Raw genomic sequence first — 15,031 nt, 5'->3', positions numbered from 1 at the left:
TACATTAGTTTTAAACAAATTTTCATTCTTAAATGTTAATAAGTCGTGGCCGTAACCCAAGCGCAGGCGAAGTAATTACTCAGCTTTTTAGTAACGAAGAGCTTAGGGGAAGAGTAATTACAACCCTTGGGCTTTTATTAATTGTTCGATTAGGAATTTACATTCCTATGCCAGGAATAGATAGAGAGGCTTTTAAATCTTTTATTGATCAGGGGGGACAATTAATTGGATTCCTTGATATTTTTACAGGCGGTGGAATTTCAACTTTGGGTATTTTTGCACTGGGTATTCTTCCATTCATCAATGCTTCAATCATTATTCAGTTGCTAACTGCGTCTTTACCTCAATTAGAAGATTTACAGAAAAATGAAGGTGAGGCAGGAAGAAGAAAAATTGCTCAAATCACTCGATATGTCGCTTTAGGATGGGGATTAGTTCAAAGTACAGTTTTTGCTTTAATTCTTAGACAATATTCAGTAGAAGGACTTGGCGAAACTGAATTTGTTGTACAAACATCCCTAGCATTAGTTACTGGATCGATGATAGTTATGTGGCTTAGTGAGATTATTACTGAAAAAGGAATAGGACAAGGAGCTTCTTTGGTTATTTTCTTGAACATTGTTGCAACTTTACCAAAGGCACTTAGTTCTACGATTGAAAAAGCTCAAACTGGAGATCGAGCAGATGTTCTAGGCATAATAATTTTACTAATAGTTTTTTTGATTACTATTGTTGGCATTATTTTTGTTCAAGAAGGTGCGAGAAGAATCCCAATAGTAAGTGCAAAAAGTCAAATGGGAGGCACAGCTCTTTTACCAAGTAGGCAAAGTTATTTACCTCTAAAGTTAAATGCTGGTGGGGTTATGCCAATAATTTTTGCCTCAGCATTGATTTTTCTGCCAATAACAATTGCGAATTTCACTCAAAACCCATTACTTATTAAGGCTGCTAGCTCATTGAATCCTGGCTCATCGAACCCATGGCCATATGCAATTACATTTTTTGCATTGATATTGGGATTCGCTTATTTTTACGCTTCTTTAACAATTAATCCAATAGATATTGCCTCTAATTTAAAAAAAGGCGGTGTTGCAATTCCAGGCGTAAGGCCTGGTAGTTCTACTTCTAATTATCTTTCAGGTGTTCAAAACCGTCTAACTTTACTTGGTGGTTTATTTCTCGGTTCAGTAGCAATTGTCCCTGCTGCAGTAGAGAGAGCAACTAATGTTCAAACCTTTCAAGGGCTTGGTGCAACTTCATTATTGATTTTGGTAGGAGTTGCAATTGATACCTCCAAGCAAGTTCAGACTTATGTAATTTCACAAAGATATGAGGGATTAGTTCGTCAATAAAATCTTTAGTATGATTTTTAAATGAAAAATAAATTACTATTTCTTGGTCCGCCTGGCGCAGGTAAAGGTACCCAAGCCAATCTTTATTGCAAGAAGTATGGACTAGATCATCTTTCAACTGGAGATTTACTTAGAGATGAGGTCTCCTCTGGATCAGTTTTAGGTATTAAAGCTGCGGAGATTATGAACAAAGGAGAATTAGTAAGTGATGATTTAGTTCTCTCAATTGTTGAGGGAAGGTTGTTGAATACTAAAAAAGGTTGGTTGCTTGATGGCTTCCCTAGAAATGTCAATCAAGCAAGTTCGTTAGAAAAACTTTTAGAAAAAATTAATCAACCTCTAGAGGCTGTAATATTAATAAAAACCGCCGACGATTATTTGATTAAAAGGCTATTAGAAAGAGGAAGGCAGGATGATAACGAACAAGTCATAATCAATAGGCTTAAAATCTACAGAGAAAAAACCTCTCCTCTAATTGATTTGTATACCAAGCAAGGAATTCTGGAGGGGATTAATGGTAATGCTGACATAGATGTTGTGTTTTCATGTATCGAGAAAGCTTTAGGCTGACGATGTAGTACAGTAATAGTTTGGAAATTGGAGAGTCTCACCAATGAAGGTTAGATCCTCAGTTAAAAAAATTAGTCCTGACGACCAGATCGTAAGGCGCAGAGGCCGGATCTATGTGATCAACAAGAAAAGGCCTCGAAATAAACAGCGTCAGGGCTGATCCCTGAAGTTTTAAGAAGTCTTTATCGATTAATTATTTTCGTTTACTTCTTAAATAAAGTCATCTTTAAATTATGATGACTTTCATTGTTCCCCTTCGAATTATTCTTAAGTGGCACGGATTGTAGGCATCGACATACCACGCGAAAAGCGGGTCGAAGTTGCCCTAACTTACATCTATGGTATTGGCTTAACCAGAGCCAAGAGTATCCTCGAAAAATCAGGAGTTAATCCTGATATACGTGTAAAGGATCTAGAAGATAGTGATGTTCAGAAGCTTAGAGCTGTTACTGAAGAATTCACTCTTGAGGGAGATTTGAGACGTCAAGAAGGAATGGCACTCAAACGACTTCAAGACATAGGATGTGTTCGTGGGCGTAGACATAGAATGAGTTTGCCTGTTCGTGGACAACGAACCAGAACAAATGCTCGAACTCGAAGAGGAGCAAGAAAAACTGTTGCAGGAAGAAAGAAATAATTTCTTAATTATCCTGTTACCACTTGGTAAATTTTTAAATCTATTTAAATAAGGCACAGCCTAATGGCTACAACCTCAAAGAAAACCGGTTCTAAGAAGTCAAAGCGCAACGTTCCAAATGGAGTTGTGCATATTCAAAGTACCTTCAATAACACCATTGTCTCAATCACTGACACTTCGGGTGAAGTGATTTCATGGTCATCCGCAGGAGCAAGCGGCTTTAAGGGAGCTCGAAAAGGTACTCCTTTCGCTGCCCAAACCGCTGCTGAAGTTGCAGCTCGAAGAGCCTTAGAACAAGGAATGCGTCAAATAGAGGTTCTTGTAAGAGGACCTGGCTCTGGTCGTGAAACCGCAATACGTGCGTTGCAAGTAGCTGGTCTTGAAATTACTTTAATCAGAGATGTAACTCCTCTGCCTCATAATGGTTGTAGGAGACCTAAACGCAGACGCGTTTAAATCTATTCACTTAAGTGAAACTTTCTTTTCTTTCCACATCACATTAGACCGTGTTGCAATACCAGATCGACAGGATCGACCATCAAGTTTCTAATGATCGTTCCCAAACAGGCGTCTTCCTAATTGGCCCTCTTGAGAGAGGTCAAGCAACAACTTTGGGTAATTCCCTACGCAGAGTTTTAATGGGGGGGCTAGAAGGCAGCGCAGTTACTGCTGTAAGGATTGCTGGTATTAATCATGAATATGCAACAATCCCAGGCGTAAGAGAGGACGTTTTAGATATTCTTCTAAATTGCAAACAACTTTCGGTTGATAGTCGCAGCCAAGATCTTGAGATTGGAAGACTTGTTGTTACTGGTCCTGCTGAAGTTAAAGCGAAGGATATTCAGTTTTCATCTCAAGTTGACGTTGTCGATGGGGATCGTCCAATAGCAACTGTTCATGAGGGGCATAATCTAGAATTAGAATTGCATGTTGAAAGAGGCATAGGATATAGACCGGTTGATAGAAGAAACGAAGAGACAAGTGCGATTGATTTACTTCAAATAGATGCTGTATTTATGCCCATAACTAGGGTCAATTTTACTATTGATGAAACTGCAGTAGCGGAGGGTGGTTCAACAAGAGAAAGATTGAAAATGGAGCTAGTAACTGATGGATCTACCTCTCCTGATGATGCATTAGCTGAAGCTGCAAATCAATTAATTGAGCTTTTCCAACCTCTTGCCACTGTTTCAATGGTAGAAGAGATACCTGAAGAGCCAGAGCCTGCTGCAGAGGCCCAAATTCCCCTTGAGGAGTTAAACTTATCAGTAAGAGCTTACAATTGCCTAAAACGAGCCCAAGTGAACTCTGTTTCAGACTTGATGGGCTTCAGTTATGAGGATTTATTGGAAATTAAGAACTTCGGTTCTAAATCTGCTGATGAAGTCATTGAAGCTCTCGAGAGAATAGGAATTTCTATTCCACAAAGTAGAACCTCTGCATGATGTTCGGTTTTTTTCTTACTTCATTTCAAAGCTAATCCAATGCGTCATCAACGTCGAATTCCACAACTGAGTCGTCCCGCTGACCAAAGGAAGGCTCTTCTAAGAGGATTAACTACTCAATTAATTCGTGAAGGTAGAGTCACAACAACCAAAGCTAGAGCCAAAGCTTTAAGGGATGAAACCGAGAGAATGATTACCTTAGCTAAGGATGGAAGTCTATCTTCTAGAAGAAGAGCTATTGGGTATGTATACGATAAACAGCTGGTTCACGCACTTTTTGAAAAAGCTCAAGAAAGATATGGTGATCGTCAAGGTGGATATACGAGAATCGTAAGAACCACTCCAAGACGTGGAGATAATTCTGAAATGGCGATCGTTGAGCTTGTATAAATTATTTATTACTATCATTACTTAATTTAATACGTTCAGATTTTTCGTTAATTTAAATTTTTAGGTTAATTTGACTAATAGAATTGCACTTGTTATTCAATATAATGGTTCAGGTTTTAGTGGTTGGCAAAATCAAAGCAATTTAATTACAGTCCAAGGAACTTTAGAAGAAAAAATTGCAGAGCTTGATCCGAATAGACCAGTAAAGGTAATAGCAGCAGGCAGAACTGATTCAGGTGTACATGCTTCTGGACAAGTTGTTCATTTTGATTCTTCTGGGCCTATTCCTATTAATAAATGGCCATCAGCACTTAATGGGAGGCTCCCAGCAACAGTTAGAGTACTTGAGGCAGCTAGTGTGTCAAAAGATTGGCATGCTTGTTATTCGGCCAAGAATAGAAGATATAGATATTCAATCTTTAATGGCTGCCATCCAAATCTTTTTCTTCAAAATATCAGTTGGCACAAGTATAAAGTTCGATTAGATGTTGATTTAATGAAAAATGCATTGAATGACTTAGTGGGTTTTCATGATTTTGCTGCTTTTCAAAAAGCGGGAAGTAATAGAAGTAATTCATTGACTACGGTTCAAGAAGTTTCAATTTGTCGAGATGGCGATATTGTTACGGTTGAGATCCAGGCGAGTGGTTTTTTGTATGGAATGGTCAGACTTTTAATGGGTCAATTAGTTGCTTTAGGAGAAAACCGATTGACTCTTAGAGAATTTAAAAATAGATGGAGAAATGGTTTGCGTTCTGAGGTTAGGGAAGCTGCTCCACCTCATGGCCTTTGTTTGATAAGAGTTGGTTATGAAGAGAAAATCTTTTCAAAAGAAAAAAGTTTTGATACTTTCCCTAGATTTTCTCTGCCAATTGTAGATTCTTTTCAAGAATTAAAAAATACAAAAGATTGATGATTGCATATTTGGAATTTCATTAAATCAGTAATTAAAATTTTATGAGTAAAAAAGGCCAGTTTTCAGCCATGAAAGTGTAGAATTAAACTTCTGAAGAATCAGATCAATTATTTGACTTGATAACTTCCTAAAACAGCATTATCAACACGATAATGTTTATTCAGTGTTAAAGGCGTCCAGGAAAAATGAACAAGACATCCGTTCCATCATCGGATTCAATAGATCGCCAGTGGTTTCTGGTGGATGCAGAGAATCAGACTCTTGGTCGACTAGCAACTGAAGTTGCTAGTGTCCTTAGGGGTAAGACAAAGCCAAATTTCACCCCTCATTTAGATACAGGTGATTTTGTTATTGTCGTAAATGCAGAAAAGATCAAAGTTACCGGTAAAAAATCTGATCAAAAACTTTATCGAAGACACTCTGGACGTCCTGGAGGAATGAAAGTTGAAACCTTTAAGGCACTTCAATCTAGAATTCCTGAAAGAATAGTAGAGAAGGCAATCAAAGGAATGCTGCCTCATACGAGATTAGGCAGACAATTATTTAATAAACTAAAAGTTTATAAAGGTTCTGATCACCCTCATTCAGCGCAAGAACCTAAAGTTCTTAATCTAAATTCTAACTCTGTTTACAATGACTAGTTCCACTAACAAAGTAGTTTACTGGGGAACTGGTAGACGTAAGACATCTGTAGCCAGAGTGAGATTAACTCCTGGCAAAGGTGAAATAGTTATAAATGGGAGACCTGGTGATCATTATCTAAATTTTAATCCAGCCTATATATCTGCAGTTAAAGCTCCTTTAAAAACTTTAGGCTTAAGTGAATCATATGATGTCTTAGTAAATGTATATGGTGGAGGTTTAACTGGTCAGTCTGATGCGATAAAGCAAGGGGCTGCAAGAGCTTTGTGTGAACTATCTCTTGATAATAGAAAGCCCCTTAAAGTTGAGGGTCACCTAAGTCGAGACCCTAGAGCAAAAGAGAGGCGTAAATATGGTCTTAAGAAAGCTCGTAAAGCCCCACAATTTTCCAAGAGATAACTTTACTTTTACCTTAACCTTATTCTTTTTTTAAAATGCCTAAATCAGACATACATCCAACTTGGTATCCAGATGCAAAAGTAATTTGTAATGGTGAAGTTGTAATGACAACGGGTTCTACACAACCGGAAATCCAGGTTGATGTTTGGAGTGGAAATCATCCTTTCTTTACAGGGACTCAAAAGATACTTGATACTGAAGGCAGGGTTGACAGATTTATGAGGAAATATGGTATGGCTTCATCTGAATCAAGTAAAGATAACGATAATTCAACAAAAAAGACAAAAGAAAGTTGATAGAGCTGATTTAAAAAGACTTAGGGAAAAAAAAGAATGGATTCTTCAACCCTAATAAAACGTTTAGAAACAGCTAAAAGTAGTTTTCAAAATTTGGAGATGCAACTAGCAGATCCAGATGTTGCGTCAGATCCAAAGCAATTAGAGAAAATTGCTAGGGAAAGATCAAAACTTGAGCCTTTAGTTAATGATTATTTGAAACTCCAAAATATAGAAAAAGAATGTACTGAAGCTAAAGATTTAGTAAAAAATAGTAGAGACGATAAAGAAATGGAACTTTTAGCTAAAGAAGAACTTCAAACCCTCGAACTTACAAAAAATCAATTAATTCAAAAATTGACTTTAGCTCTTTTGCCTAAAGATCCAAGAGACGAAAGAAGTGTGATGCTTGAGATAAGAGCTGGAGCTGGAGGGAGCGAAGCTTGTTTGTGGGCTGGAGATTTAGCAAGAATGTATGAGAGATATGGGCAAAAATTAGGGTGGAATGTAAAACCCATAAGCTCAACCGAAGCTGACGTAGGCGGCTTTCGTGAAATGATTATTTCTGTGAAAGGTGATTCTGTTTATAGCCAATTGAAGTTTGAAGCAGGTGTTCATAGAGTCCAAAGAGTCCCCTCAACTGAATCTCAAGGACGAATACATACTTCCACGGCAACTGTTGCTGTAATGCCTGAAGCTGATCCAGTTGAGGTAAAAATAGAAGCCACTGATTTAGAAATTAGTACGGCCAGGTCAGGTGGTGCTGGTGGACAAAATGTTAATAAAGTTGAGACAGCAATTGATTTATTTCATAAGCCATCTGGCATTAGAGTTTTTTGTACACAGGAACGTTCTCAATTACAAAATAGAGAGAGAGCAATGGAGATTTTAAGAGCTAAATTATTAGAATTAGAAATAGCTGAGGCAAATGCAAAAGAAAGATCTGCGCGATTGTCTCAGGTGGGGACAGGTGACAGAAGTGAAAAAATACGAACTTATAACTACAAAGATAACCGAACCACTGATCATAGATTGGGAATTAATTTTCCGTTAGAACAAGTTTTATCTGGTCAACTGGAAGATGTTATTGAAGCATGTATTGCAGAAGAACAAAAAAGACAAATGGAAGAACTTAGTAATCAATCTGTAGAGTAAAAGGAACTAAGCTACCCATCCAATTACATATTTACCCCATTCCTTGTGGCGTCCGGAGTGAATTTGTCTTGTCGTCTCAAAACTCATATTATTCAAAGGTTTGTAAGGTTTTGTTATTAATGGCATTTTTGCCTCTTCAGGTGTCCTATTACCTTTAATTACGTTACATTGAAGACAGGCAGTAATAACATTTTCCCAATTGTCTGCTCCTCCTCTACTGCGGGGTAGGACATGATCAATTGAAAGTTTTTTATTTTTTTGGCCACAATATTGACAGCAGTTATGATCTCTTTGAAATATATTTTTTCTACTTAAAGGGATATCACGATATGGAACTCTAATAAATTGTCTTAATCTTATTACAGTAGGGGCTTTTACATCTTGTCGAATATTGTGAGCAGGATCTTCTTCAAGACTTTCAGCCTTACCTTTAAGCATTAAGACAGTCGCGCGACGCCATGAAGTGATGTTCAATGGTTCATAGGACGCATTCAAAACAAGAACTTGACCCATGCAAGCAAGCTATTTAAGCGGCATGCTAGTGGTATTACAGCCTTGTTGCAGTTTCCCTTATTACATTGATTGCATCTAAATAATGTCCAACATCCGTAAGAGTGAAAAGTTAGTCACTTTTGATGAGACATCTAAAAGTGTAATTAAACCTGACCCTTGTAGTCGTGCATGGGTTGAAGTTGATTCTAAAGCAATTGAAAATAATGCAAGAGTCTTGAAAAACTATATTGGCAAAGATTGCTTACTAATGGCAGTTGTCAAAGCTGATGGTTATGGCCATGGAGCAGAGACTGTCGCAAAGGCTGCTTTAAATGGAGGTGCTGATACCCTTGGTGTAGCAACTTTAGAAGAGGGAATTCAATTAAGAAATGCTGGTTTGACATGCCAGATATTGATTCTTGGAAATCTAATAAATTCAGAAGAATTGTATTCCTCTTTTTACTGGGATCTGATTCCTACGATTAGTGGTATTCGTGAGGCAATAATCTGTAACAACATCGCTAAACATAAGTATAAAAAATTCGTTATTCACTTAAAGGTAGATACAGGAATGACAAGACTTGGATGTAATTGCAATGAAGTAGAAGATTTGGTTTCTAAAATTGATTGCTTAGACAGTATTTCATTGCAAGGAATTTATAGTCATCTTGCGATTGCTGATGAAGATAATTTGAATCAGTCTTTTATCAGTTTTACTCAGATTCAATTAAACAGATTTGAAAAGGTATTGAAAGATATAGGTGTGAGGAGCAATTCCCTTTGTAGACACTTGGCAAATTCTGCAGGAACACTTTCCAATAAACAACTCCATTTTGACATGGTTCGAGTTGGACTAAGTTTGTATGGTTATCTACCGATTAATAATTTTGAGTCTATTTTGAATCTTCAGCCAGCCTTAAAAGTTAAGGCCAGAGTAACATTAATTAGGGAAGTGCAAGAGGGAACAGGAGTGGGCTATGGACATTTATTTAAAACTAAAAGGGAAAGCAAGCTTGCTGTAGTTTCTATTGGATATGCAGATGGAGTGAGTAGAGCTCTTTCTGGCAAGATATCTGCATCCATAGATGGTGTTTTAGTACCTCAAGTTGGTTCTATTGCTATGGATCAAATGGTTTTTGACATAACTGACAAACCAGATATCAGAGTTGGCCAAGTTTTAACACTTCTTGGAACTGATGGTGAAAACTTTATTTCTCCTCAGTATTGGAGTGATTTATCTGGATCAATTCCTTGGGAAGTTCTTTGCAGTTTTAGAAATCGACTCCCTAGAGTAATCACTTAACATCCGAAGAGGATCACAATATATATTTTTTGAGCTTTGACTTGATAATGTATTAATTATGGAGAGGTGGCTGAGTGGTTGAAAGCGGCTCCCTGCTAAGGAGTTACAGGAGGTAACTTCTGTCGAGGGTTCGAATCCCTCCCTCTCCGTTCTTTATTGGTTCAGGTAAGTTCGTATAAGTTCAGAAAACAGAAATAACTCAGTAGCAGTAAGGGATTAGAAGAATAAAGAGTTCGCACCTGTTCGTAGTGTGCCACAGATTCCGAGTTCTGTGTGGGGGGAAATGTGGGGGGAATGGAAATTACTGAAGGGAAGGGAGATCTCAGGTATATCTTTCTTTTTCGGGTGCTGCGTGGGGGGAAACTTTTTTGAGGATGTGGGGGTTTCTTTTCTCCTCCCTCTCCTTAAAAGAAGGCATAAAAAAAGAGCACCCGTAACGGTGGGTGCTCTCTACTCCAAATGAGAAATAGGATTCTCTGTTCTATGTATTCACTAACTCTTCTCTTTGCTCTCTCTCAAACAACTCCTCATCTTGGTAGGAGGTTTTGTTCTTCTCATACGGCATTAGAAAACATCCTCCCAAATGATCTGCTTTCTTCTTCCATTACCTTCTGCTTGTAAGCAATAAGTTTTGGATACGCTCTAAGAATCTCAGCAACCGTATCCGCTTTGGATAGGTTGAACTTTTCTGAATACTCCTCAATCATTTCTGGTAAATCATCATTTCTGCGTGAAACATTTATGTAAATACCTTGTGTTCTCATTTGATTTTCTTATTTTTAGAATAATTATTTATTCGCTTTTTCAAACCCAGAACTGATACATTCCCGCGAAAGTGTTGGGATGTTTTTCTTCAAACTTTTCTCAGTTTTGTAAGGTTATTTGCTTATTATCTTCTAGGACATAGTATTGATTAAAAAACTATCATTTATTGATTCATTTCCTCTACATATTGCTTAAATAGATTTCTAAATTTTGTATTACTATTAAATATTTGAATTGCGGGCTTTAAAAGATCTCTATAGTTTTTCCAGCTGGATATTTCATTTTCATTTATTCTTTGTTGATCAATTTTTCCTGTTATTTTTATTGTCTTCGGATCTAGATTAGGCTCTAAATATTTATTATTGTTTTCCCAACCAAGCCAATCAATAAGATGTTTTATTTCTTCTCCAGTATTTGTGACTAGATCATCGTAATTTAGAAAATATATTATAGAATTATACCTTTTCTGATATTCTTTCATTAAAAAGTATACTTCTATATAAAGATTTGCTGATTCAACTATAGAACAAGAGTATGTATTTTTATTTCCCATATTCTTTTTATAGGTCTCTTTAATGTTATCCAAAGGATTTCTGTAACAATAAATAATCCTTGCTGTAGGAATTTGACTAGTAATTAATCCAATGTTGATGAAATTCATTGGCAATGTTGTAGAAATAAATGATTTCCCGGAAATATCTGCTTCTATATTTTCGAAGTAGAGCTTGGATAAATTTGAATCAAGTAAATTTTCTTTTTCCTCGTGATATATTTTTATAGCCTTTGGAAGTGTGTAATCCTCTCCACATTTTATTAATTTATTATTACAGGCAAGTATTGTTTCGGTAATTGTTTTACCAGATCGTGGTAATCCAACTATAAAAATTGGAATAGGAAGATTATTTATTTGATTTAAATCTATTTTTTTTTCTTCCCAAACTTTATGATAGCAACTCTCTATTTTTTGCCTGATATCTGAATAATTTGAGCCATATATATTTCTATTCAAATTATTTGCTTTCTTTAGAAAATGAGAGGCTTGAGGGAAATTATAATTTTCTTCTAGAATATTCGCCCTGGCAAAGTAAATATCAACTAGGTCTTTTTCCTTTTGATTCTTTAAGATGCTTTCAGAGAAAAGTCTGTCCTGCCAACTTTTGTTGTCACATAAGGAATTAAGAAGTGATAGATGATAGTAAGCGTTTCCTAGATTAGGATTAAGTTCTATTGCTTTGCGCAATGACAATTCTGCTTCTTGTAATTTTCCAAGTTCTTTCAATATGTTTCCCAGATTGGAATGAGCCTCTGTGTAATCAGGTTTAATTTCAATTGCTTTGCGATATGAAATTTCTGCTTGTTGTAGCTTGCCAAGAGCTCTCAATATGATTCCTAGATTGTAATGAGCCTCTGCGTAATCAGGTTTAATTTCAATCGCTTTGAGAGTATGTAATTCTGCTTCTTGTAATTTTCCAAGTTCTTTTAATATGTTTCCCAGATTGGAATGAGCCTCTGCGTAATCAGGTTTAATTTCAATCGCTTTGAGAGTATGTAATTCTGCGTCTTGTAATTCGCCTAGATCATTCAATAAGACTCCCAAATTGGAATAAGCCTCTGCGTAATCAGGATTAATTTCAATTGCTTTACGAAATGACAATTCTGCGTCTTGTGATTTGCCAAGACCTTGTAAAATTGTTCCATAATTAGAAAAAATCCTGTGATCTTTGAAACCTTGATTTATGAAATATTGATAATATTTTGCTGCTTCTGAAATGTTTCCTTGTGAATGAAACTTAAATGCTTGATTAATTATTTGTTCTTTAGAAGGTTGCGTAGGAGTATTTGTATTAATAGTGATGTTTTCTTGATTTTCTCTTAAAGGAAATGGAATTGAAAATGTTTGGACTTGAGGTGTATTCTTTTTCCCTTGATCTTTATCACTAGATTCCATTATCTTCTAAGAACTTTTGTATGAAGTAATTCTACTACTAACTATAAGTGCCATTTGAACCTCTTTCTGAGATTATCAATACTTAACTAATAACGCTAGATGATTGATTAATTGCTTGATAAAATGAACTATTTTGCCAATCAACTACTTGATTGAAGTCGTCAAATTTGGTTATATCTTTTAATCCATAATCAAAGGTTTGTTCAAACTCTTCTATTGGAACTCTCTGAAGTTTTAATGAGTTGGGATGCTTCCCTATCCACTTCGCTTCTCTGATACACAATTCCAATAAAAGAAGTTTTAACGCTCTCATTCCCTTCCGCTGCCGTTCTTTATGGTTCGCCACTAACGGACTCCCTCTCCGTTCTTATTGGTCATCATAGGTTGATATGAGAGCTCATAAAGGCACATAAACCAATAACAGGAATAATTGCAGTGTCAGAGAAGACTCTCCCTCCTTTAATTAGTTCAGACGAGTTCGAAATCGCTAAAAATTACTAATAGACTTAAAGAATATGGAATGAGGACAATATTTGTTCATGTTATTTGACTCGAATATTGTTGGTAGAACTTTTTTGGAATATGAACTTCGAAATATAATTCTTATCATTGATAATGACTTTTTTGATTTTATATAGTTAATATTGCAATTACATAAGTTTATTATTTGTTTTATAAAAAATTATTACTTTTACTAGAAAAATAAATATATTAATTTAATATCATTTTTACACTTATTTATTTAACAAATCCTTGAATTTACTCTCTAGATCTCTAGTGAATAATTCTGAATTATAAAGTGGTGACGTCTCTCTTGATTGGGCTAATTTCGTTTTTAATCTTATAAGTTCGTTAGGATTACTAGCGATCTTTAAAGCTTTCTTTTCGTATTCTTGTTTACTAGAAGTAATAAGTTCAGAAAGTCCTATTGAGTTTAGCAAACTTGCAGAGACTCTTGCAGAAAAACTTTCCCCTATCTTTGTTAAAACTGGTAATCCTGCCCATAAAGCATCTGAGGTAGTTGTATGACCATTATAATTAAAAGTATCTAGTGCTAAATCTCCAAGAGCATGTCTTGCTAGATGTTTTTTTAATGGTAATTTATTGGCAAAAATTAATCTATCTGGATCTACTTTTCTTTTTTCTGCTTCGTAAATCAAGTTCTTTTCTGAATAATCATTTGATTTATATAACCAAAGAACACTCCCATTAATTGATCTAAGTAATTTCATCCAAATATCGAATTCTTGTGGAGTGATCTTTTTATTAGCACAAAAGCAAGTAAATACAAATGCTTCTTCAGGAAGATTGAATTCCTTACGAGTAATAGGCTCCTTACATATTTCTTTTTTATTATCATTACATTGATAAGTATTTGGCATCCTTATTATTTTTTCAGAATAATATTTTTCATATTCTTTTGGAATTATTATATTATCTGCTATAAGATAGTCGATACTATCAGCTCCAAGTGTTCCAGCATATGCCATATAATGAATTTGTATAGGTGCTACTCTATAAGAAAATATATTCATTCTATTTCCACTAACATAACCCATACGATCAATAGCTATATCTAATCTATCACTTCTTGCTAATTCAACAGCCTCAAGATCATTTAATTCTTTTATATCTCTATAAATACATCCAGATTCCTTTGCTATTTTAGTATACTCATCTTCCTTATTCACAAATGAGTATAGGTATACTTTGAATTTAGATTTATCATGTAATTTGAACATAGAGCTCATTAGATACATCATGGGATGAGCTCTGAAGTCAGCTGAGAAATATCCAATATGAATTTTTTTATTTTTAAAATGTCCTATAGATTTAGTTTCTTTTTGATATTTTTTCTTATATAAATTCTGAGCTCTTTTTAATTGTTTTAATGGATTATCTTCATAATAAAATAAGCTTAATGGTATTACAGGTGAACCCTCAATTCCTAGCTTTTCCAACCATTTATTTTGATTCTCATGGTTACTCCAATCGCATATATATCCTTTTGATGTAATTAAGCCCCATTTGGGAAATACTGAATCATTATCTAACTCTATACTCTTTTTAAAAAATTTTATAGCTGTGTGGTATTTACCAAGATCATTAAATATCATTCCCATATTGTGATTAGTAATAGCACTTTCAGGCTGAAGTTTAAATGCTTTACTAAGTGATAATTGAGCTTCTTTTAAATTGCCAAGATCTCGTAATGTATTTCCTAAGTTTAAAAAAGCATTGACGAAATCAGGTTTAAGTTCAATTGCTTTGCGCTGAAATAATTCAGCTTCTTTTAAATTACCAAGATCTCGTAATGTATTTCCTAAGTTTAAATAAGCACTTGCAAAATCAGGTTTAAGTTCAATTGCTTTGCGCTGAAATAATTCAGCTTCCTTTAAATTGCCAAGGTTTTTTAAGATTGTTCCCAGATTGGAATAAGCATTGGCGAAATCAGGTTTAAGTGCGATTGCTTTGCGAAGTGATAATTCAGCCTCATGTAAGTTGCCAAGATCTTTCAAGATTGTTCCTAGATTGGAATAAGCATTGGCGAAATCAGGTTTAAGTTCAATTGCTTTGCGAAGTGATAATTCTGCATCGCTTAAGTTGCCAAGATTTTTTAAAACAAGTCCTAGATTTGAATGTGCTTCTACGAAATCAGGCTTAAGTTCAATTGCTTTTCTGATGGATTCTTCTGCTTCTTGTAATTTACCAAGAGCTCTCAATATATTTCCTAGATTATAA

At 35.3% G+C, this 15,031-nt stretch carries 18 protein-coding genes and 1 tRNA gene; 14 read left to right on the top strand and 5 right to left on the bottom strand.

Going from position 1 to position 15,031, the window contains the following annotated elements:
- Positions 1-32: 32 nt before the first annotated feature.
- From secY to prfA, 12 genes are all read left to right on the top strand, one after another.
- Positions 33-1,352, top strand: coding sequence for a preprotein translocase subunit SecY (secY, locus tag DNJ73_RS08530; RefSeq protein ID WP_158467292.1), 1,320 nt, complete (start codon positions 33-35; stop codon positions 1,350-1,352).
- 21 nt (positions 1,353-1,373) lie between these two features.
- On the top strand, positions 1,374-1,922 hold the full coding sequence (locus tag DNJ73_RS08525; RefSeq protein ID WP_158467291.1) for an adenylate kinase: 549 nt from the start codon (positions 1,374-1,376) through the stop codon (positions 1,920-1,922).
- A gap of 43 nt (positions 1,923-1,965) precedes the next feature.
- Positions 1,966-2,082, top strand: a complete 117-nt coding sequence (gene rpmJ, locus DNJ73_RS08520; protein WP_011295453.1) for a 50S ribosomal protein L36 — start codon at positions 1,966-1,968, stop codon at positions 2,080-2,082.
- 111 nt (positions 2,083-2,193) lie between these two features.
- Positions 2,194-2,559 (top strand): 30S ribosomal protein S13, encoded by a 366-nt coding sequence (gene rpsM / locus DNJ73_RS08515; RefSeq protein WP_158467290.1) that lies wholly within the window; start codon positions 2,194-2,196, stop codon positions 2,557-2,559.
- A gap of 63 nt (positions 2,560-2,622) precedes the next feature.
- Positions 2,623-3,015, top strand: a complete 393-nt coding sequence (gene rpsK, locus DNJ73_RS08510) for a 30S ribosomal protein S11 (RefSeq protein ID WP_158467289.1) — start codon at positions 2,623-2,625, stop codon at positions 3,013-3,015.
- A gap of 50 nt (positions 3,016-3,065) precedes the next feature.
- Positions 3,066-4,004, top strand: a complete 939-nt coding sequence (locus DNJ73_RS08505) for a DNA-directed RNA polymerase subunit alpha (protein ID WP_158467288.1) — start codon at positions 3,066-3,068, stop codon at positions 4,002-4,004.
- A gap of 39 nt (positions 4,005-4,043) precedes the next feature.
- Positions 4,044-4,394 (top strand): 50S ribosomal protein L17, encoded by a 351-nt coding sequence (rplQ, locus tag DNJ73_RS08500; protein WP_158467287.1) that lies wholly within the window; start codon positions 4,044-4,046, stop codon positions 4,392-4,394.
- Between the two features lie 70 nt (positions 4,395-4,464).
- Entirely contained in the window at positions 4,465-5,307 is an 843-nt protein-coding gene (gene truA / locus DNJ73_RS08495; RefSeq protein ID WP_158467286.1) for a tRNA pseudouridine(38-40) synthase TruA, read from the top strand.
- Positions 5,308-5,495: 188 nt separating this feature from the next.
- On the top strand, positions 5,496-5,951 hold the full coding sequence (rplM, locus tag DNJ73_RS08490; protein ID WP_158467285.1) for a 50S ribosomal protein L13: 456 nt from the start codon (positions 5,496-5,498) through the stop codon (positions 5,949-5,951).
- Positions 5,944-6,351 carry a 30S ribosomal protein S9 gene (gene rpsI / locus DNJ73_RS08485; protein ID WP_158467284.1) on the top strand — a complete coding sequence of 136 codons (408 nt, stop codon included), beginning with the start codon at positions 5,944-5,946 and terminating at the stop codon, positions 6,349-6,351. Before rplM ends, rpsI begins: the two co-directional genes overlap by 8 nt.
- A gap of 35 nt (positions 6,352-6,386) precedes the next feature.
- Complete coding sequence (gene rpmE / locus DNJ73_RS08480) at positions 6,387-6,647, top strand: 50S ribosomal protein L31 (RefSeq protein ID WP_158467283.1); 261 nt, start codon at positions 6,387-6,389, stop codon at positions 6,645-6,647.
- Positions 6,648-6,683: 36 nt separating this feature from the next.
- Positions 6,684-7,781, top strand: coding sequence for a peptide chain release factor 1 (gene prfA, locus DNJ73_RS08475; protein ID WP_158467282.1), 1,098 nt, complete (start codon positions 6,684-6,686; stop codon positions 7,779-7,781).
- A 6-nt stretch (positions 7,782-7,787) separates the two neighbouring features.
- Here the strand turns inward: prfA and DNJ73_RS08470 are convergent, their stop codons facing one another.
- Positions 7,788-8,294 carry an HNH endonuclease gene (locus DNJ73_RS08470; RefSeq protein ID WP_158467281.1) on the bottom strand — a complete coding sequence of 169 codons (507 nt, stop codon included), beginning with the start codon at positions 8,292-8,294 and terminating at the stop codon, positions 7,788-7,790.
- An 82-nt stretch (positions 8,295-8,376) separates the two neighbouring features.
- On the opposite strand from DNJ73_RS08470, the gene alr reads away from it, so the two are divergent.
- Positions 8,377-9,576 (top strand): alanine racemase, encoded by a 1,200-nt coding sequence (alr, locus tag DNJ73_RS08465; RefSeq protein WP_158467280.1) that lies wholly within the window; start codon positions 8,377-8,379, stop codon positions 9,574-9,576.
- A gap of 60 nt (positions 9,577-9,636) precedes the next feature.
- Positions 9,637-9,725: transfer RNA gene (locus DNJ73_RS08460), tRNA-Ser, on the top strand.
- A 405-nt stretch (positions 9,726-10,130) separates the two neighbouring features.
- Here DNJ73_RS08460 and DNJ73_RS08455 read toward each other — a convergent pair.
- The 4 genes from DNJ73_RS08455 to DNJ73_RS08440 all read right to left on the bottom strand — a co-directional run.
- The gene (locus tag DNJ73_RS08455; protein WP_158467279.1) at positions 10,131-10,340 is read right to left on the bottom strand and encodes a hypothetical protein; all 210 of its coding nucleotides are present in this window, start codon (positions 10,338-10,340) and stop codon (positions 10,131-10,133) included.
- 164 nt (positions 10,341-10,504) lie between these two features.
- A complete protein-coding gene (locus DNJ73_RS10090) occupies positions 10,505-12,289 on the bottom strand; it encodes a sulfotransferase family protein (RefSeq protein ID WP_187152640.1) in 1,785 nt (594 codons plus the stop codon).
- Between the two features lie 82 nt (positions 12,290-12,371).
- Positions 12,372-12,602 carry a hypothetical protein gene (locus DNJ73_RS08445; RefSeq protein ID WP_187152639.1) on the bottom strand — a complete coding sequence of 77 codons (231 nt, stop codon included), beginning with the start codon at positions 12,600-12,602 and terminating at the stop codon, positions 12,372-12,374.
- Between the two features lie 421 nt (positions 12,603-13,023).
- Positions 13,024-15,031, bottom strand: a 2,008-nt coding sequence (locus tag DNJ73_RS08440) for a tetratricopeptide repeat protein (protein WP_158467277.1), incomplete at its 5' end; no start/stop codon positions are given.

The organism is Prochlorococcus marinus XMU1408, assembly GCF_003208055.1.
Classification (GTDB): Bacteria; Cyanobacteriota; Cyanobacteriia; order PCC-6307; family Cyanobiaceae; genus Prochlorococcus_B; species Prochlorococcus_B marinus_A.
The sequence above is the reverse complement of the archived record's forward strand: the minus strand, read 5'-3'. Positions and strand labels throughout refer to the sequence as shown.

Coding starts and splice junctions, on each gene's coding strand:
- DNJ73_RS08525 (WP_158467291.1), top strand. CDS start 1,374: ATGAAAAATAAATTACTATTTCTTGGTCCGCCTGGCGCAGGTAAAGGT.
- rpmJ (WP_011295453.1), top strand. CDS start 1,966: ATGAAGGTTAGATCCTCAGTTAAAAAAATTAGTCCTGACGACCAGATC.
- rpsI (WP_158467284.1), top strand. CDS start 5,944: ATGACTAGTTCCACTAACAAAGTAGTTTACTGGGGAACTGGTAGACGT.
- rplM (WP_158467285.1), top strand. CDS start 5,496: ATGAACAAGACATCCGTTCCATCATCGGATTCAATAGATCGCCAGTGG.
- rpsK (WP_158467289.1), top strand. CDS start 2,623: ATGGCTACAACCTCAAAGAAAACCGGTTCTAAGAAGTCAAAGCGCAAC.
- DNJ73_RS08455 (WP_158467279.1), bottom strand. CDS start 10,340: ATGAGAACACAAGGTATTTACATAAATGTTTCACGCAGAAATGATGAT.
- rpmE (WP_158467283.1), top strand. CDS start 6,387: ATGCCTAAATCAGACATACATCCAACTTGGTATCCAGATGCAAAAGTA.
- DNJ73_RS08445 (WP_187152639.1), bottom strand. CDS start 12,602: ATGAGAGCGTTAAAACTTCTTTTATTGGAATTGTGTATCAGAGAAGCG.
- rplQ (WP_158467287.1), top strand. CDS start 4,044: ATGCGTCATCAACGTCGAATTCCACAACTGAGTCGTCCCGCTGACCAA.
- DNJ73_RS08470 (WP_158467281.1), bottom strand. CDS start 8,294: ATGGGTCAAGTTCTTGTTTTGAATGCGTCCTATGAACCATTGAACATC.
- secY (WP_158467292.1), top strand. CDS start 33: ATGTTAATAAGTCGTGGCCGTAACCCAAGCGCAGGCGAAGTAATTACT.
- DNJ73_RS10090 (WP_187152640.1), bottom strand. CDS start 12,289: ATGGAATCTAGTGATAAAGATCAAGGGAAAAAGAATACACCTCAAGTC.
- alr (WP_158467280.1), top strand. CDS start 8,377: ATGTCCAACATCCGTAAGAGTGAAAAGTTAGTCACTTTTGATGAGACA.
- prfA (WP_158467282.1), top strand. CDS start 6,684: ATGGATTCTTCAACCCTAATAAAACGTTTAGAAACAGCTAAAAGTAGT.